General features: G+C 70.8%; 22 protein-coding genes. 17 read left to right on the forward strand and 5 right to left on the reverse strand.

Features of this window, described 5'->3' with window-relative positions:
- The first annotated feature begins 94 nt into the window (after positions 1-94).
- The 3 genes from VT50_RS32600 to prcA all read left to right on the forward strand — a co-directional run bounded on the left by VT50_RS32600 (position 95) and on the right by prcA (position 2,089).
- Positions 95-313, forward strand: a complete 219-nt coding sequence (locus VT50_RS32600; RefSeq protein WP_020872584.1) for a ubiquitin-like protein Pup — start codon at positions 95-97, stop codon at positions 311-313.
- Positions 314-421: 108 nt separating this feature from the next.
- A complete protein-coding gene (gene prcB, locus VT50_RS32605) occupies positions 422-1,267 on the forward strand; it encodes a proteasome subunit beta (protein ID WP_046088107.1) in 846 nt (281 codons plus the stop codon).
- A gap of 54 nt (positions 1,268-1,321) precedes the next feature.
- Entirely contained in the window at positions 1,322-2,089 is a 768-nt protein-coding gene (prcA, locus tag VT50_RS32610) for a proteasome subunit alpha (RefSeq protein WP_046088108.1), read from the forward strand.
- A gap of 677 nt (positions 2,090-2,766) precedes the next feature.
- On the opposite strand, the gene VT50_RS32620 is transcribed toward prcA, so the two are convergent.
- A complete protein-coding gene (locus VT50_RS32620) occupies positions 2,767-3,747 on the reverse strand; it encodes a LacI family DNA-binding transcriptional regulator (protein ID WP_046088109.1) in 981 nt (326 codons plus the stop codon).
- A 909-nt stretch (positions 3,748-4,656) separates the two neighbouring features.
- Here VT50_RS32620 and VT50_RS32625 point away from each other — a divergent pair.
- The 11 genes from VT50_RS32625 to VT50_RS32675 all read left to right on the forward strand — a co-directional run bounded on the left by VT50_RS32625 (position 4,657) and on the right by VT50_RS32675 (position 16,046).
- Positions 4,657-5,940, forward strand: a complete 1,284-nt coding sequence (locus VT50_RS32625) for an MFS transporter (protein WP_046088110.1) — start codon at positions 4,657-4,659, stop codon at positions 5,938-5,940.
- Positions 5,941-5,949: 9 nt separating this feature from the next.
- Positions 5,950-7,311 carry a Pup--protein ligase gene (pafA, locus tag VT50_RS32630; protein WP_044577878.1) on the forward strand — a complete coding sequence of 454 codons (1,362 nt, stop codon included), beginning with the start codon at positions 5,950-5,952 and terminating at the stop codon, positions 7,309-7,311.
- Between the two features lie 113 nt (positions 7,312-7,424).
- On the forward strand, positions 7,425-8,420 hold the full coding sequence (locus VT50_RS32635) for an FKBP-type peptidyl-prolyl cis-trans isomerase (RefSeq protein WP_046088111.1): 996 nt from the start codon (positions 7,425-7,427) through the stop codon (positions 8,418-8,420).
- Between the two features lie 39 nt (positions 8,421-8,459).
- Positions 8,460-8,834 (forward strand): FKBP-type peptidyl-prolyl cis-trans isomerase, encoded by a 375-nt coding sequence (locus VT50_RS32640; RefSeq protein WP_046088112.1) that lies wholly within the window; start codon positions 8,460-8,462, stop codon positions 8,832-8,834.
- 139 nt (positions 8,835-8,973) lie between these two features.
- On the forward strand, positions 8,974-9,939 hold the full coding sequence (locus tag VT50_RS32645; protein ID WP_046088113.1) for a helix-turn-helix transcriptional regulator: 966 nt from the start codon (positions 8,974-8,976) through the stop codon (positions 9,937-9,939).
- A gap of 20 nt (positions 9,940-9,959) precedes the next feature.
- Entirely contained in the window at positions 9,960-10,919 is a 960-nt protein-coding gene (locus VT50_RS32650; protein ID WP_046088114.1) for a helix-turn-helix transcriptional regulator, read from the forward strand.
- A complete protein-coding gene (locus VT50_RS32655; RefSeq protein ID WP_046088115.1) occupies positions 10,912-11,175 on the forward strand; it encodes a hypothetical protein in 264 nt (87 codons plus the stop codon). The genes VT50_RS32650 and VT50_RS32655 overlap by 8 nt, the downstream gene beginning before the upstream one ends.
- Positions 11,176-11,185: 10 nt before the next feature.
- A complete protein-coding gene (locus VT50_RS32660) occupies positions 11,186-11,389 on the forward strand; it encodes a hypothetical protein (protein WP_046088116.1) in 204 nt (67 codons plus the stop codon).
- Positions 11,390-11,730: 341 nt separating this feature from the next.
- The gene (tatA, locus tag VT50_RS32665) at positions 11,731-12,021 is read left to right on the forward strand and encodes a Sec-independent protein translocase subunit TatA (protein WP_046088121.1); all 291 of its coding nucleotides are present in this window, start codon (positions 11,731-11,733) and stop codon (positions 12,019-12,021) included.
- 62 nt (positions 12,022-12,083) lie between these two features.
- Positions 12,084-13,052, forward strand: coding sequence for a twin-arginine translocase subunit TatC (tatC, locus tag VT50_RS32670; RefSeq protein WP_046088117.1), 969 nt, complete (start codon positions 12,084-12,086; stop codon positions 13,050-13,052).
- Between the two features lie 171 nt (positions 13,053-13,223).
- Positions 13,224-16,046: a DEAD/DEAH box helicase gene (locus VT50_RS32675; protein WP_046088118.1), complete on the forward strand. Its 2,823-nt coding sequence runs from the start codon at positions 13,224-13,226 to the stop codon at positions 16,044-16,046.
- A gap of 23 nt (positions 16,047-16,069) precedes the next feature.
- Here VT50_RS32675 and VT50_RS32680 read toward each other — a convergent pair whose 3' ends face one another.
- From VT50_RS32680 to VT50_RS32695, 4 genes are all read right to left on the reverse strand, one after another.
- Positions 16,070-17,083, reverse strand: coding sequence for an IPT/TIG domain-containing protein (locus tag VT50_RS32680; protein ID WP_079343936.1), 1,014 nt, complete (start codon positions 17,081-17,083; stop codon positions 16,070-16,072).
- A 156-nt stretch (positions 17,084-17,239) separates the two neighbouring features.
- The gene (locus tag VT50_RS32685) at positions 17,240-18,022 is read right to left on the reverse strand and encodes an IPT/TIG domain-containing protein (RefSeq protein ID WP_046085426.1); all 783 of its coding nucleotides are present in this window, start codon (positions 18,020-18,022) and stop codon (positions 17,240-17,242) included.
- A gap of 862 nt (positions 18,023-18,884) precedes the next feature.
- Positions 18,885-19,763, reverse strand: coding sequence for a siderophore-interacting protein (locus VT50_RS32690; RefSeq protein WP_046085425.1), 879 nt, complete (start codon positions 19,761-19,763; stop codon positions 18,885-18,887).
- A 71-nt stretch (positions 19,764-19,834) separates the two neighbouring features.
- Positions 19,835-20,746, reverse strand: a complete 912-nt coding sequence (locus VT50_RS32695; RefSeq protein WP_046085431.1) for a 5'-3' exonuclease — start codon at positions 20,744-20,746, stop codon at positions 19,835-19,837.
- Positions 20,747-21,012: 266 nt separating this feature from the next.
- Here VT50_RS32695 and VT50_RS32700 point away from each other — a divergent pair, with 266 nt between their 5' ends.
- The 3 genes from VT50_RS32700 to VT50_RS32710 all read left to right on the forward strand — a co-directional run bounded on the left by VT50_RS32700 (position 21,013) and on the right by VT50_RS32710 (position 26,812).
- A complete protein-coding gene (locus tag VT50_RS32700; RefSeq protein ID WP_420822248.1) occupies positions 21,013-22,128 on the forward strand; it encodes a quaternary amine ABC transporter ATP-binding protein in 1,116 nt (371 codons plus the stop codon).
- Positions 22,121-24,742: an ABC transporter permease/substrate binding protein gene (locus VT50_RS32705; RefSeq protein ID WP_046085423.1), complete on the forward strand. Its 2,622-nt coding sequence runs from the start codon at positions 22,121-22,123 to the stop codon at positions 24,740-24,742. The genes VT50_RS32700 and VT50_RS32705 overlap by 8 nt, the downstream gene beginning before the upstream one ends.
- A gap of 411 nt (positions 24,743-25,153) precedes the next feature.
- Positions 25,154-26,812, forward strand: coding sequence for a TROVE domain-containing protein (locus VT50_RS32710; protein WP_046085422.1), 1,659 nt, complete (start codon positions 25,154-25,156; stop codon positions 26,810-26,812).
- The last annotated feature ends 77 nt before the right edge of the window (positions 26,813-26,889 follow it).

The raw sequence follows: 26,889 nt of genomic DNA on the forward strand, positions 1-26,889 counted from the left end.
TTGTAGCGAGTGGGAGGCCGATGTCGGACCCTCCTTGTAGGGTCTGATCTTGAGACCGATCGAATCAGCGGGCGAACCGAGCGGGGTGAGGGAAATGGCGACCAAGGACACCGGCGGCGGGCAGCAGAAGGCGTCGCGCTCGACCGAGGAGGTCGAGGAGCAGACGCAGGACGCACAGGCCGCGGACGACCTCAAGGAGCGGCAGGAGAAGCTCTCGGACGACGTGGACTCCGTGCTGGACGAGATCGACGACGTGCTCGAGGAGAACGCGGAGGACTTCGTGCGGTCTTTCGTCCAGAAGGGCGGGCAGTAAGGCGCGTCTCCTCCGTCCTGCGTCCCCGCGGTGGGACGCAGGACGGATGACTTCCATGGCCAGGGGTATGGTCCGTGCATCATTTCAAGATCTGGTGGAAGGAAACGTGTGGAAGCCAACACTCGTAGCACAGGGCGTCTGCCGGCTGCCTTCCTGACGCCCGGCTCCTCGTCGTTCATGGACTTCCTGGGCGATCACTCGCCCGAGCTGCTTCCGGGGAACCGCCCGCTGCCCCCGGTGCAGGGCGCCGTCGAGGCCCCCCACGGCACCACCATCGTGGCGGTGACCTTCTCCGGCGGTGTGGTGCTCGCCGGTGACCGCCGCGCCACCATGGGCAATGTCATCGCACAGCGTGACATCGAGAAGGTCTTCCCGGCCGATGAGTTCTCGGCGGTCGGGATCGCGGGGACCGCCGGTATCGCGGTGGAGATGGTCAAGCTCTTCCAGCTGGAGCTGGAGCACTTCGAGAAGGTCGAGGGCACGGTGCTCTCGCTCGAGGGCAAGGCGAACAGGCTGTCGACCATGATCCGCGGCAACCTCGGCATGGCGATGCAGGGCCTTGCCGTGGTCCCGCTCTTCGCGGGGTGGGACGTCGACCGGGAGAAGGGCCGCATCTTCTCCTACGACGTGACCGGGGGGCGTTCGGAGGAGCGCGGCTTCGCCGCCACCGGCTCGGGCTCGATGTTCGCCCGGGGCGCGCTCAAGAAGCTCTATCGCGAGGATTCGACCGAGGAGCAGGCCGCCACGGCCGTTCTCCAGGCGCTCTATGACGCCGCCGACGACGATTCGGCCACCGGAGGGCCGGATCTCGCCCGCCGTATTTATCCGATCATCACCTCCCTCACCGAGGACGGTTTCAAGAGGTTCAGCGAGGACGAGGTGTCCGAACTCGCCCGCGCCATCCATGAACGGCGCCTCGAAGAGCCGGACGGCCCGCGCGCCGCCCTGCTCTGATCAGGACGGTCCAACCGGAATGCATTCGCCAATGACAGAAGGGACGGACAGCCGGTGACGACGCCGTTCTATGTTTCTCCTCAGCAGGCTATGGCCGACCGCGCGGAATACGCCCGTAAGGGCATCGCGCGCGGCCGCAGCGTGGTCGTGCTGCAGTACACCGACGGCATCGTCTTCGTTGCGGAGAACCCGTCCCGTGCGCTGCACAAGGTCAGCGAGATCTATGACCGGATCGCCTTCGCGGCGGTCGGTAAGTACAACGAATTCGAGAATCTGCGCATCGGCGGTGTCCGCTACGCCGATCTGCGGGGCTATACCTATGACCGCGAGGACGTCACGGCCCGCGGGCTGGCGAATGTCTACGCCCAGACCCTGGGCACGATCTTCTCCAGCGCCGCCGAGAAGCCGTACGAGGTGGAGCTGATCGTCGCCGAGGTCGGGGAGGGCCCCGAGGACGACCAGATCTACCGGCTTCCGCACGACGGCTCCATCGTGGACGAGCACGGCTCGGTCGCCGTCGGTGGGAACGCCGACCAGATCAGCAGCTATCTCGACCAGCGCCACCGGGACGGCATGACCCTGGCCGAGGCCCTCAAGCTGGCCGTCGACTCGCTCTCCCGTGACAACAACGGCGGGGAGCGCAGCCTCACCGCCGAGCATCTCGAGGTCGCGGTCCTGGACCGCACCCGCCCCCAGAAGCGCAAGTTCAAGCGCGTCCTGGGCGGCCAGCTCTCCCGCCTCATGGAGCCCGGAGAGGGCGGCGCCGACGCGGAGGCGTCGCCCGAGTCCCCGGAGGAGCCCTCCTCGGACTCCGAGGACTGACCCACCCGCCTCCCGCTCTCCCCGCCACCGCCGCCCCGGCCCACGCACTCATCGGGGCGGCGGTGACGTTATGGACCACGAGAGCGAGACGGCCCCTGGCACCTGACGCACACCGGCGCACACACCGGGCTTGCGACCGGGTCCGGCGGGGCCCGGCGGGACTTGGCCGGTGGGTGGGTGCCCCCGTCGTGCGGTCGGGTCTGCAACGGGCTGCGGTGGTCGCTCCGCGGTCAGTCCGTGTCCGCGCGGGTCGCGGTGGCGGACCTGGGGGCGGGCCAGGGCCGTGGGGGCGCGGTGGCGGACGAGGGTCACACGCGGGCCCGCCCCTCGCTGCTGGCCGTGCGGCGGCGCGCACTCGGCCTGGCCAGGGGCGTGTCCTGGCCGGGAATGGCGTGCCCTTGGCTGGTGGGTCGGTGTCCTGGGCAGCGGCCTGTGGGGCCGGTCCGGAGCCAGTCCGTGCCCGCGTAGGCCGCGGTCACGGACCGCGGGCATACGCGGGCCCGTTTCTTGAGGCTGGCAGTCCGGTGGCGCGCACACCCGGCCCGGCCGGAGGCCGTGCCTACGGATACGACCTGGCCTGGCCGGTGGGCCCCGGCGTGCGGCCACGCCCGAAGGGGGCCGCAGGGTCCTTCGTGCTCGCTTGGGCAGTGGGGGTGGTGGACCGGACCCGGGCTGGGTCAGGGTCGTGGGGGAGGGGCCGTGGAGCCTCGGGGGAGCAGGGTGACGGGGAGCACGGTGGCCTGGGGTGACTCGCCGTCCAGGAGCGTCATCAGGGCCCGCATACCCGCCGCGCCCACCGCCTCCGCCGAGAGCCGCACCGTGGTCAGCTCCGGTTCCACCGCCGTGGCCAGGGCCAGATCGTCGAAGCCCGTCACCGAGATGTCGTCCGGGATCCGCAGCCCCAGCCGCCGGGCCGCCTTGCAGGCGCCCGCGGCCAGGATGTCGTCGTCGCAGACGAGGGCGGTCGGCCGGGGGCCTGGGCGGGCCAGGACGCGTTCGGCGGCGCGGCGGCCCTCCTCGACGCTCAGCCCCGCCGGTTCGGCGCTCAGCGCGGCGCCCTGGACCCCGTCCAACGCCTCGCTCAGGGCCCGGGCGCGGACCCGGAAGGTCCAGGAGTCCACCGCCGCCGCGAGATGGGCCACCCGGCGGTGCCCGAGTCCCAGCAGATGCTCGGCCACCTGCCGTGCCCCGTCCGCGATGTCGAGGTTGACCGTGGCCGCCGCGGCGGCGTCGTCCGGGTCGCTGTCGAGCATCACCAGCGGCAGTCCGCCGCCGCGCACCGCGACCAGCGCGTCGGCCGCCATGGAGGAGGCGATCACCCCGTCCAGCGAGGCGCGCGCCGAGTCGAACGGATCCCGGGCCGGGCCCACGCCCTCAGGGGACGGATAGAGCACCACACCGAAGCCGTGGTCGGCGGCGACCCGCTCGGCGCCGGTGTAGACGCGGGCGAAGAACTCGGTCGTCAGGGCGGGCACCACCAGCAGCACGGTCCTGGTGCGGCCCAGGCGGAGGCTGCGGGCCGCGAGATTGGGGCGGTAGCCGAGGTCCCGCGCGGCGGCGCGCACGGCCGCCACGGTGCGCTCGGAGACCCGTCCGGGCCACTTCTCCCCGAGTACGAGGGACACGGTCGCCTGAGACACGCCCGCCGCCCGCGCCACGTCCCGGCTAGTAGCCCGCCCCGCGCCCGGGCGACCCGCCCCGCTGCCCGGAGCCGTCCCGCCGCCTGCGGCCGCGCTACCCGCGCCCGTTCCGCCGCGGCCCGGGCCGCTGCCCGCTGCGGCCCCGCCGTCTGAGGGCGTCCCACTGCCGCCTGCGGCCCCGCCACTCGCGGTCGCCCCGCCACCGGGAGTCATCCCGCCGCCCTCCGCTGGGGGCTCGCTGACTGGGGGCGTCCGGCTGCCTCCAGCTGCGCCCCCGCCACCTGGCCCCGCCCCGCCGCTGCCTGCCGCGGCCCCACCGTCCGGAACCCCGCCGCTGCCCGCCGGAGCTTCGTCGCCGGTGGTGTCCCGCCCCCGCCCGCTGCGGTCTCCTCGCCTGGGGGCGTCTCGCCACCCGCCCCGTCGACCGTGGTCCCGCTGCCCGCGGCCGTCTCGCCGCCGCCCGGCGGCGTCCCGCCACCGTGGGCCGCGGCTTCACCGCCCGGAGCCCCGCTGGCGGCGGCCCCGCCACCCCGCCCGCCGTGCGGCCTCGTGGCCCCGGGGGCGTTCCCGTTGGGGTCGCCCGTCGGGTGGGGGCGGTCCGTGCTTGCCGCCATTGCCTCGGCTCCCCTCGGTCGCCGTACGGCTCGCCGCAGGCTGCTCGCTCATTCCGGTCCGCTTCCGGGTTCGCTTCCGGGTCTGCGGCCGGTCCGTCTCCGGTCTGTCTCCGGTCCGTTTCCGGGTCCGTTTCCGGTCCGCTTTCCGTCCGCCTCCGGGTCTGCCTTCGGTACGCGAGCGGTGGACCCGCGACCGCGGCCATGGTACGTATGACGCCAGACGTTATACGTACAACGTCGATCACGACCCGCGACTCGCTCGCGACAACCCGGCGGACCGGCACTCACCAGAATCCGCAGGAAGGGGCAGGCAATGGCGGCTGGCTACGGGGAACTGCTGCGCACCCCGCACGCGGCACGGCTGCTCACCGGCACGCTCATGGGACGGCTGCCGAACGCCACCGCCGCACTCGCCGTGCTGCTCTTCGCCCGCGCAGAGGGCGGCAGCTATGCCCTCGCCGGGGCGCTGTCCGCCGTCTACGGCGCGGCCAACGCGGTGGGCCAGCCGCTGCTCGGCCGGGCCGTGGACCGCCTCGGCCAGCCCCGGGTGATGCTCCCCGCCGCCGTGGTCTCCGCGCTCGGCATGGTCCTGCTGGCCGTCGTCGGGCTCGAGCCGCTGCCCGTGGCGTATGCCGCGATGCTGATCGCCGGGCTGTTCACCCCGCCGCTGGAGGGCGGGCTGCGGGCGCTGTGGCCCACCGTGCTGCGGCGCGAGGACCAGGTGCACGCGGCGTACGCGCTGGACGCCGTGGCCCAGGAGGTGATGTTCGCCGTCGGCCCGCTGCTGGTCACCCTGTCCGTGGCCATGTGGTCCGAGGCGGCCGCGCTGCTGGTCATCAACGCCATCGGGGTCGCGGGCGCGCTCTCCGTCGTGGTCTCGCGGCCCTCGCGGCAGTGGCGCTCCGCGCCGCGCGAGGCCCACTGGCTGGGCGCGCTGCGCTCGCCCGGGCTGCTGGTGCTGCTGGGCTCGTTCTTCTTCATCGGGCTCGCCCTCGGCGCCATCGCGGTGGCCGCCGTGGCGTACGCCGACGAGCACGGCGGCGGCGCGGTCTCCAGCGCGCTGCTCTCCGCCCTCGGGGTGGGCGCGCTGGTCGGCGGCGTCGTCTACGGCGGCCGGACCTGGCCCGGCGCGCCCGAACGGCGGCTGCGGCTGCTCGTGGCCGCGCTGGCGCTGGGCTATCTGCCGCTGACGCTGGTGCCGGGCGTCGTCACGATGACCGTCCTCGCCGGGGTGGCGGGCGTGTTCCTCGCCCCCTCGCTCGCCTGCGCCTTCGTCGTCGTGGACCGCCACGCCCCGTCCGGCACGGTCACCGAGGCGTTCTCCTGGCTGGTGACCACCTTCGTGGTGGGCAACGCGGCCGGCACCGCCGTGGCCGGACCCGCCGTCCAGCTCGGCGGCGTGGCCCCCGGATTCGCGGTCCCCGCGGCCGGTGGCGCGGCCGCCCTGGCGGTGCTGCTGGCGGCCCAGCGGTTCCTCCTGGACGGGCCGCGCGCCGCCGTCCAGCCGGCCTCGTACCGAACACCGGATGAACCCCGTACGGAAAATGATCGCAACCGTGCCCCCGAACCCGGTTTCAGAGCACGCCATCAGGCGTAATGTTCAGGCATGGACCGCCGCATTTTCGGGCTGGAGAACGAGTACGGCGTCACGTGCACATTCAGGGGACAGCGCCGGTTGTCTCCTGACGAAGTGGCGCGGTACCTCTTCCGCCGTGTCGTCTCCTGGGGCCGCAGCAGCAATGTCTTCCTGCGCAACGGCGCCCGCCTCTATCTCGACGTGGGCTCACACCCGGAATACGCGACACCCGAGTGTGACAACGTGACCGAGCTGGTCACCCACGACAAAGCGGGCGAGCGCATTCTCGAAGGTCTGCTCGTGGACGCGGAGCGCCGCCTGCACGAGGAGGGAATCGCGGGCGACGTCTATCTCTTCAAGAACAACACCGACTCCGCGGGCAACTCTTACGGCTGCCACGAGAACTATCTGGTGGCACGGCACGGGGAGTTCTCCCGGCTCGCCGACATTCTCATCCCGTTTCTGGTGACGCGACAGCTCCTGTGCGGCGCGGGCAAGGTCCTCCAGACCCCCCGCGGCGCGGTCTACTGCGTCAGCCAGCGCGCCGAGCACATCTGGGAGGGCGTCAGCTCCGCCACCACCCGCTCCCGGCCGATCATCAACACCCGCGACGAACCCCACGCCGACGCCGAGCGCTACCGCAGGCTGCACGTCATCGTGGGCGACTCCAACATGTCCGAGACCACCATGCTGCTCAAGGTCGGCGCCACCGACCTGGTGCTCCGCATGATCGAGGCGGGCACGGTGATGCGTGACCTGACCCTGGAGAACCCCATCCGGGCGATCCGCGAGGTCAGCCACGACATCACCGGGCAGCGCAAGGTGCGGCTCGCCAGTGGGCGCGAGGCGTCCGCCCTGGAGGTGCAGCAGGAGTACTACGAGAAGGCCGTCGACTTCTGCGAGCGCCGGGGCATCCGCACCGGCATGGTCGAGCGCGTCCTCGAGCTGTGGGGCCGCACCCTGGACGCGATCCGCACCGAGGAGCTCGACCGGATCGGCACCGAAATCGACTGGGTGATGAAGTACCAGCTCATCGAGCAGTACCGGGCGAAGAACAACATCACCATGTCGCATCCCCGGATCGCCCAGATAGACCTCGCCTACCACGACATCCACCGCCGCCGCGGGCTCTACTACCTGCTGGAGAAGCGCGGTCAGGCGGCCCGGGTCTGCAACGACTTGAAGATCTTCGAGGGCAAGTCGGTGCCACCGCAGACCACCCGCGCCCGGCTGCGCGGCGACTTCATCCGCCGGGCCCAGGAGCAGCGCCGCGACTTCACCGTCGACTGGGTGCATCTGAAGCTCAATGACCAGGCGCAGCGCACCGTGCTGTGCAAGGACCCCTTCCGCTCGGTCGACGACCGCGTGGAGAAGCTGATCGCCGGTATGTGACCGGCGTACGGCTTACCTTCCCCTCGGGCCCCGTGCGTTCTCCGGACGGGGCCCGAGTCACGTCGTAGAGTGACGCGCACTGGCCATCGCAAGATCTACCTAACGAGGACTCCGTGCGTCGACGCTCCGTACTCCTTGCCGTGCCCGCGGGCCTGCTGACACTCGCGGGCTGCGGTGACGAAGAATCAGGGTCCGACAAGACCAAGCCGTCCCAGGAGCCGACGAACCAGAGTCCCTCACCGGCCCCCACCGGCAAGATCGTCTCCGGCCCGGTGCCGGCCATCACCGCCGGTAAGAAGTTCGGTGAGAAGCCGAAGGTCGCCAAGGGCACGGGGAAGCCCCCGAAGGACCTCGCGGTCAAGACGATCAGCCAGGGCGACGGCAGGAAGACGGTCAAGGGCGACTGGCTCCAGGTCAGCTACCTGGCGCAGATCTGGGACACCGGGAAGGTCATCGACAACACCTTCGACAAGAAGAAGACCGCCGCCTTCCCCCTCGGCAAGGGCCAGGTCCTCCCGGGCTGGGACCAGGGACTGCTGGGCCGTAACCTCGGCAGCCGGCTGGAGATGGCCGTCCCGCCCGCGTACGCGTACGGCAAGCAGGGCCAGCCGCAGGCCGGTATCAAGGGCACCGACACGCTGGTCTTCGTCTTCGACCTCGTCGGCGCCTATGACGCCAAGAGCTCGGCCAAGGGCCGCAAGGTGGAGCAGACCGACGCCGACCTGCCCAAGGTGTCCGCCAACACCGACGGCAAGGCGCCCAGCATCACCGTCCCCAAGAAGTCCGCGCCGAAGAAGCTGGTCTCCGAGTACGTCATCGAGGGTGACGGCAAGGAAGTCAAGAAGACCGACGCGCTGCTCGTCCAGTACAAGGGCGTGCTGTGGGACGGCGGCAAGGAGTTCGACTCCACCTACAAGCGCGGCGAGCTCGCCCAGTTCTCGCTCCAGCAGGTCGTCAAGGGCTGGTCGCAGGGGCTGACGGGGAAGAAGGTGGGCAGTCGGGTGCTGATCGTCGTGCCCCCGGACCTGGGCTACGGCAAGGCGGCGCAGAAGGGCATCCCCGCCAACTCGACGCTGGTGTTCTCCGTGGACATCCTGGCGGTTCTGTAGCCTGTGCGGGTTGCCCACCACGTCACAAGGAGCAATTTCGTGAGCATCGAGAAGCCCGAGGTCGACTTCCCGGGCGGCGAGCCGCCGGCCGAGCTGGAGATCAAGGACATCTGGGAGGGCGACGGGCCCGCGGCCAAGGCCGGCGACAACATCGCCGTGCACTACGTGGGCGTCTCCTTCAGCACCGGTGAGGAGTTCGACGCGAGCTACAACCGCGGCACCCCGCTGCGGATCCAGCTCGGCGTGGGCCAGGTCATCACCGGCTGGGACCAGGGCCTGCAGGGGATGAAGGTCGGCGGTCGCCGCCAGCTCATCATCCCGCCGCACCTCGGCTACGGCGACCGGGGCGCCGGTGGTGGCCGGATCAAGCCGGGCGAGACGCTGATCTTCGTCTGCGACCTGGTCTCCGTCTGAGACGGCCGTCCGTCGCACCGAGGGCCCCTGCTGGTGAGCAGGGGCCCTCGGCTTTTGCGGGTGAGCGGGCCCTCGGCTTTTGCCGCGCCTCCCGGTAGCGGTACGGTCACGTTCGTAAGGTCACGAAGAAGGGGCGTCGATGGCGATTGCCAAGGCCGAGCGGCTGATGAACCTGGCCCTGTGCCTGCTGGGAACGCGGCGACCGCTGACCAAACGGGAGTTGCGGGGCTCCATAGAGGCGTACCTCCAGACCGGCACGGCCAATGATGAAGCGTTCAGCCGCATGTTCGAACGCGACAAGGACGATCTGCGCGAACTCGGCCTGGTCATCGAGACGGTGGAGGGCATCGACGGCGAGACCGGCTACCTCGCCCGCCGGGACAGCAACCGCCTCCCGCCGATCACCCTCGACGCCGAGGAGGCCGCCGCCCTCGGCCTCGCCGCCAAGGTCTGGCAGCAGGCCCGGCTCGCGGGCGCCGCCAGCGGCGCACTGCAGAAGCTGCGCGCCGCCGGGATGCCGGTCGCCGAGGATCCGTACGACACACCCGGGCACAGCGCGCTGGAGCCGCGCATCCCGGTCCATGAGAGCGCCTTCGAGCCACTGATGCTCGCCTGCCGCGACCGCCGCCCCGTCTCCTTCGACTACCGCAAGGCGAACGCCGCGCGCCCCGAGCAGCGGCAGGTCGAGCCCTGGACCCTGGAGTGCTGGCGCGGCCACTGGTACCTCGCCGGATGGGACCGTGAGCGCGCCGCCGAGCGGGTCTTCCGGCTCTCCCGGATCACCGGCCGGGTCCGGCTGCGGTCCGGCGCGTTCACCGCCGAGGTGCCCGACCACGTCACCGTGCGGGAGACGGTGGAGAGCTGGGCGGGCGAGACCGCCAACGGCACCGCCCGGATCCGGCTGCGCTCCGGCCACGGCTACCCGCTGCGGGCGAAGGCGCTGTCCACCCGGGCGGCCGGGGACGGCTGGGACGAACTGGAGATTCCGTACGGGCATGGCCTGGACGCCTGGCTCGTGGAGTTCGGCCCGGACGTGGTCGTACTGGCGCCCGAGGAGCTGCGGGCGGATGTCGTGGACCGGCTGCGCGCGGTCGCCAAAGGCTGAGGGGACGGACCGACTTCACCATGGCCGGAAACGCCATTGACCAGACCCGGCGGATGCTCTCCCTGGTGACGTATCTGCGTGAGCGCCCCGGCGCCCGCGTCGCCGACGTCGCCCGGGCCTTCGGCATCAGTCAGGACGAGCTGATCGCCGACCTGGATGTGCTGCCGCTGTGCGGCACCAGCTTCCGCGGCGGCGATCTGATGGACATCGACACCGACGGCGAGCGGATCTGGTGGCACAACCCCGATGACGTGGCCGAGCCGCTGCGGCTGGCCGCCGACGAGGCCACCGCGCTGCTGGTCGCCGCCCGCGCCGTCGCCACCCTCCCCGGGCTGCGCGAGGGCGACCGGGACGCGCTGCTGCGGGCCACCGCCAAGCTGGAGGCCGCCGCGGGCGAGGTGGCGGGCGCCAGCTCCCGGCTCTCGGTGATCTTCGAATCGGAGGGCGGGGTCTTCGCCGACGTCGACCGCGCCATCTCCGAGCGCCGCAGGCTCTGGCTGCGCTACTACTCACCCGCCCGCGACGAGATCACCGAGCGCGAGGTCGACCCGATCCGGCTCTTCGCCGTCGGCCGCACCTACATGGAGGCGTGGTGCCGCCTCTCCGAGGCACGGCGGACCTTCCGGCTGGACCGGGTCGTCGAGATCAAGCTGCTGGACGACGTATCCGATCCGCCGCCGATCGAGCTGCGCGACCTGTCGGAGCTGTCCTCAGCCCTGGTGCAGACCGGCGCCGAGGATCCCGAGGTGGTCGTCGAGGTCGGTCCGGGCGGGCGCTGGGTCGCCGAGTACTACCCGCACGACAGCGCCGATGAGCTGCCCGACGGCGGCCTCCGGATCACGCTGCGCGCGCCCGACCCCGGCTCGCTGCGGCGCCTGGCGCTGCGGCTGGGCAGGGACGGCAGGATCGTCGCGCCGCAGGAGCTGGCGGACAGCGCCCGGGACGCGGCGCGGCGGGCGCTCGCGGCGTACGGTGAGTGAGGGGACGCGCACAGTGACCGCACGGGGGAGTGCCACGTCGGTGATCTTCAAGGCAGCCTGTCCGCAGTGCCGCGGCCGGTTCGAGCTGGCCGCGGGTGCCCTGCGGCTGGCCATCGGGGCCAGCCACCGCACCACCTTCTACTCCTTCACCTGCCCCGACTGCGGAACCGCGGTACGCAAACCGGCGGGGGAGCGGATCGTGGAGCTGCTCACCGGTGGCGGGGTGCGTACCCTGCGGCTTCACTCCACCGTCTAGGCTCTGCCGCATGCTCTGGCCGATGCTCGCCCTCGCCCTCGCCTTCTGCGGAATCGCCGTCCTCACCGTGCTCTCGGTGCGGGTCCACACGGAGGTCCGCAGGCTGGCCCGGCAGGTGTCGGACAGCTCGCAGCGGATCACCCGGGCCGCGGAGGACCTGGAGCGGGCCTCGGCTCCGCTGGGGTCAACCGTCGACGCCCTGCGTCGGCAGTGACCGCCGCCCTGCGTCGGCAGTGACCGCCGCCCTGCGTCGGCAGTGACCGCCGCCCCGTGTCGGCAGTGACCGCGGCTCGGCGTCGGCGGTGATCGCCGCTTCACATCAGTGGTGAGGGCCGCCGCTGGTGGGCGCTCTGCTGCCCCGCGGCCAAGCGGGGTACGCTGACATTTCGTGGCCCTGGAAACGAGGCGGAGGGCCGCAACCCGGAGTCCGCACGGGGATTGCTTACGGTTTACCCCCGCGCGCTACGATCGCTGACAGCACGGCTGCCGGACACCTGTCCGACCGGTCGGGCAGCCCCACCCCCAGCCGCCTCGGTGAGAAGGTAGACGCTTATGCTGTTCGGAAAGATCGGCGTTCCCGAGATTCTCCTCATCCTTGTCGTCGTGCTGCTGCTGTTCGGTGCCAAGAAGCTTCCGGACATGGCGCGCTCGCTGGGCAAGTCGGCCCGGATCCTCAAGAGCGAGGCGAAGGCCATGAAGTCGGACGGTCAGCAGCAGAGCAGCGCGCCGGCCGACCCGCCTCACCCCGGTCAGGACGACGCCACCCACCGCACCATCCAGGCCGCGCCCGGAGACGTGACCAGCTCGCGCCCGGTGTCGGAGCCGAGCGACACCACCAAGCGCTGACGCAGGGCCACTTGAAGGCGGCGCGAAGGGCCGTCACCGGACGCACGAGATGAGGACGTGGGTTGCTCAAGTCTGCCCGCAAGAAGGAGAAGGACCCCGAGGGGCGGATGCCCCTCTCCGAGCACCTGCGTGAGCTGCGCAACCGGTTGCTCAAATCGGTCCTGGCGATCTGTGTGATCACGATCATCGCGATGTTCTACTACATGGACATCGCGAAGTTCCTGATGCGGCCGGTGCTGGACGCCGTCGGCTGTGGCGGGGTCTCGTTCTCCGACCTCAGCAAGGGAAGCGCCGGGGGCAAGGGTCACGACTGCGCCTACTTCACCGTGAACGGTCTGCTGTCGCCGTTCACGATCATGCTGAAGGTCTCCTTCACGACCGGTCTGGTGGTGGCCACCCCGGTCTGGCTCTACCAGCTGTGGGCCTTCCTCGCGCCCGGGCTGCACCGCAACGAGAAGAAGTACGGCCTGTTCTTCGTCGGGCTCGGCGTCCCGCTCTTCGTCGGCGGCGCGTACTTCGCGTACCTGATCCTGCCGACCAGCGCCAAGGTCCTCATCGGCTTCACCCCGGAGGGGGCCAACAACCTCCTCCCACTGGACGACTTCCTCGATCTGCTCGCCCGGATGGTCGTCGTCTTCGGGCTCGCCTTCGAGCTCCCGCTGCTGCTGATCCTGCTGAACTTCACCGGCATCCTCAGCGGGCGCCGGATGCTCGGCTGGTGGCGCGCCATGATCATGGGGATCACGGTCTTCGGCGCCATCGCCACCCCCAGTACCGACCCGATCGGCATGTTCGCCCTGGCCGGGCCAGTCGTCCTGCTCTACTTCGGCGCCGTGGGCGTCGCCCTGCTCAACGACCGGCGCAGGACGCGCCGCCGGGAGGCCGACCCGGACTTCGGCCTGAGCGACGACGAGGCGTCCCAGCTGGATCTGACCCCCGAGGCCGTGGCCGCGCCCGGCGCCAGGCCGGAGCTCACCGACGGGGACGACCCCGGCCCCGCCCGGCGCAACGGCTACGACGACGTCACGTAGCCGTACGCGGCCCCACCCGGCCGTACGTCGGTACGCCGCCGCCCCATCAGCTGGCCCGGTCCGGCGGCCCCTTCCGGGGCCCGGTCCGGGGGCCCGGGCCCGTCCGCCCGAACAAAGCCCCGATAAAGATCGCGTGCGCTGTCGGAGGTGGCCGGTAGGCTCGTAGATACGATGACCGACGAGCTATCTCCCGCCGAGCGCTATGCGGCGTCCCGCGTCCGGGCCGCCGAGCAGGCCACCGCGCTGGCCCCCTTCCGCGAGATGTACGACTTCGAGCTGGACCCGTTCCAGATCGAGGCCTGCCAGGCCCTGGAGGGCGGCAAGGGCGTGCTGGTCGCCGCTCCCACCGGCTCGGGCAAGACCATCGTGGGCGAGTTCGCCGTCCACCTGGCACTGACCCAGGGCCGCAAGTGCTTCTACACCACACCCATCAAGGCGCTGTCGAACCAGAAGTACACCGACCTGGTGAAGCGCTACGGCGCCGATCAGGTCGGCCTGCTCACCGGGGACAACAGCGTCAATTCCGAGGCCCCGGTGGTCGTGATGACCACCGAAGTGCTGCGGAACATGCTCTACGCCGGTTCCCGGTCGCTGCTCGGCCTGGGCTATGTGGTGATGGACGAGGTCCACTACCTCTCCGACCGGTTCCGCGGCGCCGTCTGGGAGGAGGTCATCATCCACCTCCCCGAGTCGGTGACGCTGGTGTCACTCTCCGCGACCGTCTCCAATGCCGAGGAGTTCGGCGACTGGCTGGACACCGTCCGCGGCGACACCGAGGTCATCGTCTCCGAGCACCGTCCGGTGCCGCTGTGGCAGCACGTCCTGGCCGGGCGGCGGATGTACGACCTGTTCGAGGAGAAGAACGGCCGGGACGGCGACCAGGGCGGACGCCGCGAGGTCAACCCCGATCTGGTCCGGCTGGCCCGGATGGAGAACAGCCGCCCCACCTTCGGCCGTGACAAGCGCCGCGGCCGCAATACGCGCGAGGCCGACCGGGAGCGCGAGCGCCGTCAGCGCAGCCGGATCTGGACCCCCGGCCGCCCGGAGGTGATCGACCGGCTCGATGCCGAGGCGCTGCTTCCGGCCATCACCTTCATCTTCAGCCGGGCGGGCTGCGAGGGCGCCGTCCAGCAGTGCCTCCACGCGGGGCTGCGGCTCAACGACGAATCGGCGCGCTCCCAGGTGCGGGCCATCGTCGAGGAGCGCACCGCCGGGATCCCCGACGAAGACCTCCACGTACTGGGGTACTTCGAATGGCTGGAGGGCCTGGAGCGCGGCATCGCCGCCCACCACGCCGGAATGCTCCCCACCTTCAAGGAAGTTGTCGAAGAGCTCTTCGTCCGCGGCCTGGTCAAGGCGGTGTTCGCCACCGAGACCCTTGCCCTCGGCATCAACATGCCCGCCCGCTCGGTGGTGTTGGAGAAGCTCGTCAAGTGGAACGGCGAGCAGCACGTCGACATCACCCCCGGTGAGTACACCCAGCTGACCGGCCGCGCCGGGCGGCGCGGTATCGACGTCGAGGGCCATGCGGTGGTGCTGTGGCAGCGCACCATGGACCCCGCGGCGCTCGCCGGACTGGCCGGCACCCGCACGTATCCGCTGCGCTCCTCCTTCAAGCCGTCGTACAACATGGCGGTCAACCTGGTGTCCCAGTTCGGGCGGCACCGCTCGCGCGAGCTGCTGGAGACCTCCTTCGCGCAGTTCCAGGCCGACAAGGCGGTCGTCGGGATCTCCCGTCAGGTGCAGCGCAACGAGGAGGGGCTTGAGGGCTACCGCGCCTCCATGACCTGCCACCTCGGCGACTTCGACGAGTACGCGCGGCTGCGCCGCGAGCTCAAGGACCGCGAGACCGAGCTGGCCCGGCAGGGCGCGGCCCAGCGGCGCGCCGCCGCCGCGGTCGCCCTGGAGAAGCTACGCCCCGGCGATGTCATCCACGTGCCCACCGGCAAGTTCGCCGGACTCGCGCTGGTGCTGGATCCCGGGCTGCCCGCCGGGCGGGTGGGCGGCCACCGCGGCATGGAGTACCACGACGGGCCGCGGCCCCTGGTGCTCACCGCCGAGCGACAGGTCAAGCGGCTGGCGTCGATCGACTTCCCGGTCCCGGTCGAGCCGCTGGACCGGATGCGGATCCCCAAGTCGTTCAATCCGCGCAGCCCCCAGTCGCGCCGCGATCTGGCCTCCGCGCTGCGCACCAAGGCGGGCCACCACGATGTGCGGCGCCACCGCAAGGAGCGCTCGCCCGCCGCCGACGACGCCGAGATCAGCCGGCTGCGCGCGGCCATCCGCGCCCACCCCTGCCACGGCTGCAGCGACCGCGAGGACCACGCCCGCTGGGGCGAGCGCTACCACCGGCTGCTGCGCGACACCCGGCAGCTGGAGCGGCGCATCGAGGGCCGTACGAACACCATCGCCCGCACCTTCGACCGGATCTGCTCCCTGCTCAGCGAGCTCGGCTATCTGCGCGGTGACGAGGTCACGGACGAGGGCAGACGGCTGGCCCGGCTGTACGGCGAGCTGGACCTGCTGGCCAGCGAATGCCTGCGCGAGGGCGTCTGGGAGGGGCTGCCCCCCGCCGAGCTCGCGGCCTGCGCCTCCGCGCTGGTCTACGAGGCGCGGACGGCCGATGACGCGCTGCCGCCCAAGCTGCCCACGGGCCGCGCCAAGGACGCGCTCGGGGAGATGGTGCGCATCTGGGGGCGGCTGGACGCCCTGGAGGAGCAGCACAAGATCAACCAGGCGGAGGGGGTCGGCCAGCGCGAGCCGGACCTGGGCTTCGCCTGGGCCGCCTACCGCTGGGCCTCCGGCCACGGGCTCGACGAGGTGCTGCGCGAAATCGACATGCCCGCCGGTGACTTCGTGCGCTGGACCAAGCAACTGATCGATGTGCTCGGCCAGATCGCCGCGGCGGCCCCCCAGGGCACGGTGGCGCGGAGCGCCCGTCGCGCGGTCGACGGGCTGCTCCGCGGTGTCGTGGCGTACTCCTCGGTCGGCTGAGCCCGTCGTCCACCGCGGTGGGCTCAGTCCGGATCGTAGGTGAAGGGGAGGGTGTTGCTGTTGCCCGCGGGGGTGTGGAGCTGAACGCTGACGGTTCCGGCGGCATGGGCCGGAGCCGTCGCCACCGCCAGGCTGTCCGAGAGGACGCTGAAGGAGGCCGGGACTCCCCCGAAGGTCACTGCGTCGGTGTACGTGAGGTTGGAGCCGTTGATCGTGACGGAGTCGCCGCCCAGCGATGAACCCTCGTCCGGGATGAGCGAAGTGATCACCGGGGCGCCGAGATAGGTGTAGTACGGGTTCCCCGGGCCCAGGGTGCTGGTGCCGCCCGGTGTGGTCACGGTGACCACGACCGTGCCGGTCCCCGGAGGAGCGGTGGCCGTCAGCTGATTGTCGGAGATCACGGTGAATCCGGTGGCGGGGTTGGGACCGAAGTCAACGCCGGTGGCCAGGGCCAGGCCGCTGCCGGTGATGGTGACGGTGTTTCCGCCGGTGTCCGGACCGAACTGCGGGATCACATTGGTGACGGCCGGAGCGGCGACATAGATGTACGACAGCGGATTGCTGATGCCCCCCGGCGTGGTGACGGTCACATTCACCACCGAGGGTGGTCCCGCGGGGGCGGTGGTGGTGATTTGGGTGGGGGTGTTGGTGAGGATGGTGGCGGGGGTGGTGCCGAAGAGGACTTGGGTGGCGTTGGTGAGGTTGGTGCCGGTGATGGTGACGGTGTTGCCGCCGGTGGTGGGGCCGGAGGTCGGGCTGAGCGTGGTGAGCGCCGGAGCCATGACCGTCGTATAGGTGAAGAACACGTTCTGGGTGCTGGTCCCCGTCGGCCCGGTGACCGTGACCCTGGCCGTGCCACTTCCCGGCGGAGTCCTTGCCGTGATCTGTGTGTCGCTCACGACGACCACATTGGTGGCGAGATTCGAGCCGAACCTGACCACGGTGGCGCCGATGAAGCCGAAACCACTGATGGTCACGGGGGTGCCCCCGGCCGGATTGCCTTGTGTGGGGCTGACGCTGGTCACTACGGGGGCCATGATGCCCTTCTCCTTCTTGAGCCGTGCGGACGGCCGTGCCCTGACCGGCGGGACGTCGGCCAGGGCACGGGGGATCGGAAATCGCCGTGTGCCATGCGGGGGTGCTGACCCGGGGGGGGGCGACCGTGTGCGGCTCGCCCGCCCACGGCCGGTGGATCAGGTGACGGTGAAGGCGGCGGGACCGGATGTGCCACCACAGGTGGTGATCGTGAAGGCTCCAGCACCCGCGGCCGCCGCCGCGGGCACCGCGGTGACGATGGACGTCTCGTCGATGGGGGTGTAGGGCAGGCCCGTGAAGGCGGTGGCGGCCGAGTCGGTGAACGTGACGTCGGTGATGCTGATGAGGCAGGCGCCGTCGGCGATGGTGGTCTCGGTCCCCGCCGGGCCCGTGTCGGGGGTCAGCGTGGCGGCGGTCAGATCCGGCGCGTTGTAGTAGTCGATCAGGGTGGTGCCCGCGGTGCCCGTCCCACCGGCCGTGGTGACCGTGACCTGCTGGGTGTCGAAGCACCCGGCCGGAGTGTGGGCCGGAGCGGTGACGGTGACCGCGGTGTTGCTGCCGCCGGCGGCGAAGGCGACCGGGGTGAGCGCGCCCACGTTGACGGTGCCCCCGGCCGCGAAGCCGGTGCCGAAGACCGTGATCGCGCCGCCGGCGGCGGGCAGGCAGCTCTCGTCCAGCCCCGTGGTCGTCGGCCTGACGATGACGAAGAACGGCACCGCGTTGGTCCGGGTGCCGTTCGACAGGTTGGTGGAGACCGAGACCTGACCGGAGCACGGTGCGGAGGCGGGAACCACGAAGGTGACCAGGGTGTTGGAGACTCCCGTCGGGGTGACGACGGCGCCGCCGAAGTTCACCGAGACGGTGGTGCCCAGCGCCGTGCCGTTGATGCTGACGGTGGTGCCGACCGTGCCCTGGCTGGGGGTGAGGGAGGTGATGGGCATGAGGTTTCTCCTGTTCGATCGTCTTGCTCTGAGCGGTTGTGCCGAGAGAGGCGAGAGAGGAGGGATGGGCACGTGGCCGTTGCCCGCACCGGCCTCCGTCGCGCAGAGGGGTGGAAGGGGAGACGGACCTTCGGGGGTCCGGGACGCCACGGCCTTCAGCGGGGACCGCATGACGGGTGATGGCGACTTGAGGGGGACTCGTGCCCGAGGGCCGGCCGTAAGGGGCGAGTCATGCACGGAACGAGTCGGCGCCGAGGTCAGCGTGGTGCCGAAACACTCGCTCGATGTGAGTGAACCAAAAGAGGGATAGATGTGGAAGGTGCGAAAAAGGCTCGAACGGAGCTCATATGACGATATGTCAAGGCTTCGCGCTGGGCTTCCGCGAGCCGGAGCGCGCCCTCCGCGCCGCCGGACCGGAACCGGTCACTCCGCCGAATCGACACCGGTCACTTCGCCGTGCTCGCCGCCCCCACATGCGACGGCCCCGGCCGAATTCTCCTGGCCGGGGCTTGATGGGTCCCACGTGGTGCGGCGTTCCCTACGGTGGCGCCGGTGCGGTGCGCGACGGTTTCCTGTGCGGCGCCCGCCGCGATGTGCCCCGCCGGGGTTTCGTTTCCGGGTACGGGCCGGTGGTCGGGTTGTGCCCACCCGTCCCGCCCCGCGGGACGATTGTCCACAACGGGGTGTGTTCCGCCCCACGGCGCAGCCGTCCGTAGTGGGACACCCCGTTGCCTCCTCGGGGTCCGGTGGGCCTTTCGCCAGCGCCCACCGCTTACGCGGCGTGCGCCACCTACCCGGTGCCCACCGCCTACGCGGGGCTAGCCGCTCATGTGGCACTCACCGCTTACGCGGCGCCAGCCGCCTACGCGGCCTTCTCCGTTTCCGCCTCCTCCTGCTCCGCCTCGACCTGCTGGTTCCACTCCCGCTTCGACGCCTGCCAGCCGTCCTCGTCATGGCCGCGCCGCCAGTAGCCGGAGATGGACAGCCACTCGCGCGGGATCTGCCGCTCCAGCCGCAGATGGCGGCGGATCTCCTTCACGAAGCCCGCCTCGCCGTGGACGAAGGCGTGCGCCTGCCCAGGCGGGAACTCCAGCCCCCGTACGGCCGTCACCAGCGCCTGGCCGACCGGCGCGGCGCCCCGGTGCAGCCAGTTCACCTGGACCCCCTCGGGCGCGGTGACCTTGAGCTCCTCCGTCTCGTCCGCCACCTCGATGAACACGTGCACCGGCACCTCGGGCGCGCCCCCCGCCCGGCTGTCGGTGAGCCGCTCCAGCGCGGCGGCGATCGCGGGCAGCGCGCTCTCGTCACCCGCGAGGAGGTGCCAGTCGGCCTCGGCGCTGGGGGCGTAGGCGCCGCCCGGCCCCATGAAGCGGATCTCCTCGCCGGGCCGGACCCGGGCGGCCCACGGCCCGGCCAGCCCCTCGTCGCCATGGGTCACGAAGTCCACCGTCAGCTCGCGGGCGGCCGGGTCCCACGCCCGCACCGTATACGTCCGGGTGACCGGCCACTGCTCGCGCGGGAACTCGGCACGGATCCGCTCCAGGTCGAACGGCTCGGGGTAGATGGCGCCCCCGGTCGGGAAAAGCAGCTTGATGTAGTGATCGGTCCACTCGCCCGCGTGGAAGTCCGCGAGGCCGTCGCCGCCCAGGACGACCCGCACCATATGCGGGGTCAGCCGGTCGGTGCGCACCACCTGTGCGCGATGCGGCGTGCGCGTCTTACGGGCCGGACGGTCCGCCATGGCGACCTCCCTGATCAACAAGAGTTAGGTTTACCTAACCTAACAGCTCCCTCCCTGAGAGTCCTAACAACTCACTCCCCGAGAGTCGACAGCAACCTGCGCAAAGATCCGCCCAATCCCCAGCGCTCCGCCAGCGCCGCCACGGCTCCAGGGTCGCGCGGTGACCGCGGCAGCGCGGCCTCGAAGGCCGGGAGCGCCACGTCCGAGGCGACCCGCACCACCTTGGGGGCGACCTCGACGTACGCCCGCGCCTCGGCCAGCCGCTTGCGCTGGGTCGGGGTCAGCCCGGCGGCGGGGTCGTCGACCGCGGCCATGATCCCGGCCAGGTCGCCATGGGCGGCCAGCAGCTTGGCTGCGGTCTTCTCGCCGACGCCGGGCACCCCCGGCAGCCCGTCGCTGGGGTCGCCGCGCAGCAGCGCCAGCTCCGCATACCCCCGCCCGGCGACTCCGTACTTCTCGCGCACATAGGACTCGTCCACGATCTGCAGGGTGCCCACGCCCTTGACGGGGTAGAGCACCCGCACCCCGCGCTCGTCGTCCACCAGCTGGAACAGATCGCGGTCGCCGGTGACGATGTCGACCGGGCCGGCCGCCCGGCCCGTGAGCGTGCCGATCACATCGTCCGCCTCGTAGTCCGCGGCGCCGACCCGGGCGATGCCGATCGCGTCCAGCACCGCGTCGATCACCGGGATCTGCGGGGAGAGTGTGTCCGGCACCTCCTCCTGGTCCACCCCGGCCCCCTGCGGGGCCTCCTCGGCCACCCGGTGGGCCTTGTACGTGGGGATCAGGGCCACCCGCCAGGCCGGGCGCCAGTCGAAGTCCATGCAGGCCACCAGGTCGTCCGGGCGGTGGTCCTGGACGAGCCGGGCGATGAAGTCCAGGAGCCCGCGCACGGCGTTCACCGGCGTGCCGTCGGGGGCCCGGACCGAATCCGGGACCCCGAAATAGGCTCGGAAGTAGAGAGAGGCGGTGTCGAGGAGCATCAGGCGTCGGGTCACAAATTGACTATGCACTACCCCACTGACACTGATCCTGAGGATAATGTGAACTGGATCACCGTTTGGTTTACGCCAGACCGATCGGGGCAGGCGCGCCGCCGGAGCGAGCCCGTTCAGTGATTCAACTATTGCGGCGGTCAGCGGTCCGATGCCGTACCGCTCCACGACCCGCCGGCGGGGGTGACGGGTCGTTTTTTGGTGCGATCTGAGAGGTACATGTGGCCAAATTGCGAGCCGAACACCTGTACAAGGTGTTCGGCAGACGACCCGATGAGGCGGTGGCGCAGCTGGAGGGCGGTGCGGACCGCGAGGAGCTTCGAGCGAGCGGCACGACCGCAGCGGTCGTCGATGCCTCCTTCGCCGTCGAGGCGGGCCAGATCTTCGTCGTCATGGGGCTGTCCGGGTCCGGCAAGTCCACCCTCCTGCGGATGCTGAACGGGCTGCTGGAGCCGACTGCGGGGCGCGTGCTCTTCGACGACGACGACCTGACCGCGCTCACCCCCAGGGGGCTGCGCGAAGTCCGGTCCCGCAAGATCAGCATGGTCTTCCAGCACTTCGCCCTCTTCCCGCACCGCAGCGTCCTGGAGAACGCCGCGTACGGCCTCGAGGTGCAGGGCGTGCCGCGCGACGAGCGCGTACGGCGCGCCACGGAGGCGCTGGAACTGGTGGGCCTGGCCGGCTGGGAGAAGTCCTGGCCCGATGAGCTCTCCGGCGGTATGCAGCAGCGCGTGGGCCTCGCCCGGGCCCTGGCCACCAACGCCGACATGCTGTTGATGGACGAGTCCTTCAGCGCGCTGGACCCGCTGATCCGCCGGGATATGCAGGACCAGCTGATCCAGCTCCAGCGGCGGCTCAAGAAGACCATCGTCTTCATCACCCACGACCTGAACGAGGCCATGCGGCTCGGCGACCGCATCGCCGTGATGCGCGACGGCAAGATCGTCCAGATCGGTACCGCCGAGGACATCCTGGTCACCCCGGCCAACGACTACGTCGCCTCCTTCACCCAGGACGTCGACCGCAGCCGGGTGCTCACCGCCGGGGCGATCATGTCCGAGCCGGACGAGGTGCTGGGCACCGAGACCGACGACGGCACCACGCTCCGCACCGCGCAGGACGTGCTGGCCGCCGCCCCCGCCACCGTCACCGAGGGCACTCCGATCATCGAGCTGTTCCAGCCCTGTTCGCGCAGCGGAGTCGCGGTCGCCGTCACCAACGACGACGGCGCGCTCACCGGTGTCGTCACCCGCGCCCGGCTGCTCGCCGCCCTCGGCGACCCGGACGGCGGGCCCGATGGGGCCCAGCCGCCGTCCGACGGCACTCCGGACGCGCCCGAGACCACCAAGAAGGTGATCACCGGTGCCTAGGCTTCAGCTCGGCGACTGGATCAACTCCGGCGTCAACTGGCTCCGAGACAATCTGAGCTGGCTCTTCGACTTCATCTCCAGCGTCGTCCAGGGCATGTACGACGGGTTGAACACGGTGCTCAGCGGCCCCGAGCCGCTGCTGTTCGCGGGCATCCTGGCGCTGCTCGCCTGGTGGCTGCGCGGGCTGCTGCCCGCCGTGCTCGCCTTCCTGGGATTCGCCCTCATCGACTCGATCGAGTTGTGGGGCGAGGCGATGAACACCCTCGCACTGGTGCTGGTCGCCGGTGTGATCACCATCGTGTTCGCGGTGCCGCTCGGCATCTGGGCCTCGCGCAACCGCGCGGTGAGCGCCGTGATCCGCCCGGTGCTGGACTTCATGCAGACGATGCCCGCCTTCGTCTACCTGATCCCCGGCATCTTCTTCTTCGGCCTCGGGGTGGTCCCCGGTGTCGTCGCCACCGTCATCTTCTCGATGCCCCCGGGCGTCCGCATGACGGAACTGGGCATTCGGCAGGTGGATGCGGAACTGGTCGAGGCGGCCGACGCCTTCGGCACCCATCCGCGCCGCACCCTGCTGCGCGTCCAGCTCCCGCTGGCCCTGCCCACCATCATGGCGGGCGTCAACCAGGTGATCATGCTGGCGCTGTCCATGGTCGTCATCGCCGGCATGGTCGGCGCCGAGGGCCTGGGCTCCACCGTCTTCCAGGCGATCAGCTCCGTCGACGTGGCCATGGGCTTCGAGGGCGGTATCGCGGTGGTCATCCTGGCCATGTACCTGGACCGGATGACCAGCGCGCTCAATCAGCGCGTCTCCCCGCTGGCCCGCCGCGCGCTGGCCAAGGAGAAGGCCAAGTCGCTCAGCGGCCTCAAGGTGCTGCACTGGCGCCCCGCGACCTCCGTCGCCATGGTCGGCGTCGTCGTCCTGGCGCTGGTCGCCGGGGGCATGAGCATCTTCGGCGACGACGACGAGGGCCCCACGGTCTCCGCCAACGTCGGCAAGGGCCAGTCGGTCAACATCGGCTACATCAACTGGGACGAGGGCGTCGCCTCCACCTTCCTGTGGAAGGAACTCCTGGAGCAGCGCGGCTTCAAGCCCAAGGTGCAGTCGTACGACGTCGGCGCGCTGTACACCGGTATGGCCTCGGGCAACATCGACTTCGAGACGGACTCCTGGCTGCCCACCACCCACGCCTCGTACTGGTCGAAGTACAAGAGCAAGCTCGAGAACCTCGGCTCCTGGTACGGCCCCACCTCCCTGGAGGTCGCCGTCCCCTCGTACGTCAAGGGCGTCAAGACCCTGGAGGACCTCGAGCAGAAGTCCGGCACCTTCAAGAAGAAGATCGTCGGCATCGAGCCCGGTGCCGGTGAGATGAAGCTGATGCAGGACAAGGTCATGCCGGGTTACGGGCTGAACAAGAACTTCAGCCTGGTCAAGGGCTCCACCGCGGCCATGCTCTCCCAGCTGGACCGCTCCTACGCCAAGAAGGAGCCGATCGCGGTCACCCTGTGGTCCCCGCACTGGGCGTACGACAAGTACAAGCTCACCAAGTTGAAGGACCCCAAGGGCGCCTTCGGCAAGGGCGACCGCATCGACTCCCTCGCGCGCAAGGGCTTCTCCAAGGACAACCCCCAGGTCGCCAAGTGGATCAAGAACTTCAAGCTGGACGAGAAGCAGCTCACCAGCCTGGAGTCGGCCATCCAGGACGCCGGTAAGGGCAAGGAGCAGCAGGGCGTGCGCGCCTGGCTGAAGCAGAACCCGGGCATGGCCAACAAGCTCGCCCCGGTGCCCGGCGGTGCCGACCAGAAGGGCAAGGAAGCGGGCGCCGCGCCGATGATCGGCTACTTCCCGTGGGACGAGGACATCGCCACCACCTACCTGTGGAAGAACGTCCTCGAGCGGCGCGGCTACAAGCCGGAGATCAAGCAGTACGACGTCGGCTCGATGTTCACCGGAATGAGTACCGGACAGGTCGACGTCGAGTTCGACGGCTGGCTGCCGGTCGCCCAGAAGCAGTACTGGGACAAGTACAAGAAGAACCTGGTCGACGTCGGGTCGTGGTACGACAAGACCTCACTGGAGATAGCCGTGCCGTCCTACGTCAAGGACGTGAAGTCGCTCGCCGACCTCAAGGGGAAGGCCAGCACCTTCGACGGCAAGATCGTCGGAATCGAGCCGGGGACCGGTGAGATGAAGCTCCTGAAGGGCAAGGTGCTCAAGGAGTACGGCCTGGACAAGGAGTACAAGGTCAGTGACGGTTCCTCGCCGGCGATGCTGGCCGAGCTGGACCGGTCGTACGCCAAGAAGGAGCCGGTGGCCGTGGTCCTGTGGACCCCGCACTGGGCCTACAGCAAGTACAAGCTGACCAAACTCTCCGACCCCAAGAAGGCGTTCGGGGCCAGCAACCAGCTCCACACCCTCGCCAACAAGTCCTTCCCGAAGAAGTTCCCCGAGTTCAACGGGTGGCTGAAGAAGTGGCACATGACCGAGAAGGACCTGGCGAGCCTGGAGCAGGCCGTCCAGGACGCCGGTAAGGGCAACGAGGAGAAGGGCGTCCAGAAGTGGATTGACGCCCACCCCGGCATCGTCGACAAGATGGCGCCGGTGGCTTCCTGACCCACCGTCCGCACCACAGACACCGCGGCCCGGAGCGCACGCTCCGGGCCGCGGTGTCGTGCTGTGCGGGCTTTTCGGGCCGTGCCGCGCCGGGCGGAAAAACCGGATGACGGCGGAGGAGGCGGGCCCCTACTGTCGTATCCGTGAACGCACCTCCCGGTGCGAAGACGACGGTTACTTCGGTCGATTTGGGTTCGATTCCTGAAACACCCCGCCCAGCGCGGGGTGGGAAACACACCGTCGTCGACTGTGATCTCGGGAGGCGCGCGCACGGCATCGGAGCGCCTGGTGCGCGGGCCGCGGTTACTTCCTTCCCAGAGCAGTCCGCCGCCCACTCTCGACCTCAGGCGCTGCCGGTGCACCGGTGCGCCGCCTCCTCCCAATGCCCGCTCGGGGGAGAGGCATGACCGCATGACCAAGTTCAACCGCGTCTTCCGGCGCGCCGGGGCCACGACGACCACCTACGAGGGCGGCGGCGCCGTCACCCGCGACAGCAAGTCCGAACTGGTCCTGCTGGCCGTGGTGAACATGGTCGGCGAGCAGACCTTCTACGAGCCCTCCGATGGCCGTGACGAGTCCTCAGGGGACCGCGACGGGCGCTCCGGTGGTCGCGACGACCGCTTCCGCGCCCTCGTCCGGACGGTCGCCGTCGAGGACGCCGACTGGACCGCCCGCTTCATTGGCTGGCTGCGCGCCGAGGCCCTGATGCGTACCGCGTCGCTCGTCGCCGCCGCCGAGGCCGTCGCGGCACGTCTCGCTGCCGGGCTGCACGGCGGCAACCGCCCCATCGTCGACGCCGCGTGCCTGCGCGCCGACGAGCCCGGTGAGTTCCTTGGCTACTGGACCACCCACCACGGACGCACGCTGCCCAAGCCGGTCAAGCGCGGCCTCGCCGACGCCGTCCGGCGCCTGTATTCCGAGCGTTCGCTGCTCAAGTACGACACCGAGAGCCACGGATTCCGCTTCGCCGACGTCCTGGAGCGGGTGCACGCCGCCCCTGACCCCGACAAGCCGTGGCAGGGCGAGCTGTTCCGGCACGCCATCGACCGCCGCCACCAGCGGGACGCCGCGCCCCCGGTCTCGCTGCGCACCCTGCGCGCCCGCGCCCGGCTGACGGCCCTGCCGCAGTGGGAGCGGCGCGCCGTGCTGGAGCGGCCGGACGCCGCCGATGCGCTCCGTACGGCGGGCATGACGTGGGAGGCGCTTGCTGGCTGGCTGCAGGGGCCGATGGACGCGCGGGCCTGGCAGGCCGTGCTGCCCTCGATGGGCTATATGGCACTGCTGCGCAATCTGCGCAACTTCGACCAGGCCGGGCTGCCGGACGCGGTCGCCGAGCGGGTCGCCGAGCGGCTGGCCGACCCGGCGGAGGTGGCCCGCTCCCGCCAGTTCCCGTACCGCTTCCTGTCCGCGTACCGGGCCGCGCCGTCGCTGCGCTGGGGCCACGCCCTGGACCGGGCGCTGACCGCGTCCACGGCGGCCGTCCCGGCGCTGCCGGGCCGCACCCTCGTCCTCGTCGACACCTCAGGCTCGATGCAGACACAGGTCTCAAGCCGCTCCCAGGTGCGCCACGTGGACGTCGGCGCGCTCTTCGGGGCCGCGCTCGCGCACCGTGGCTGCGAGGTGGACCTGGTCGGTTTCGCCTCCGGGTACTTCGGCCACCGGCTGACCCCGGGCGGCTCGGTGCTCCGCGACATCGAGGCGTTCTGCGCGCGGATCGGCGAGGTCGGGCACGGCACGGAGACGGGTGCGGCGCTGCGGGCGTCCTACCGCGGCCATGACCGGGTGGTGATCGTCTCGGATATGCAGGCGTTCGCGGAGCCGCGCCGGGGCCGGTCCGTGCCGGTCTCGGAGGCCGTTCCGGCGCGGGTGCCGGTGTTCGGCGTCAACACCACGGGCTACGCCGCCACCTCCATCGACACCGGTCGGCCGAACCGGTACGAGATCGGCGGCTTCAGCGACAAGCTGTTCACGATGGTCGGGCTGCTGTCGGAGGGCCGCGGCGACGGTCGCGGCGACTCCCGGGGCGGCCGGACCGTCTGGCCGTGGGAGGCGCTGCCGGAGGCGGCGTAGGGGCGGCCGGGCGTATGGGCGTGGGCGTTGGGGCGGCCGGGTGCGGGGTCGTGCCCGGAGACGAGCCATGGCGCCGT

The sequence above is a fragment of the Streptomyces antioxidans genome (genome assembly GCF_000968685.2).
Lineage (GTDB): Bacteria > Actinomycetota > Actinomycetes > Streptomycetales > Streptomycetaceae > Streptomyces > Streptomyces antioxidans.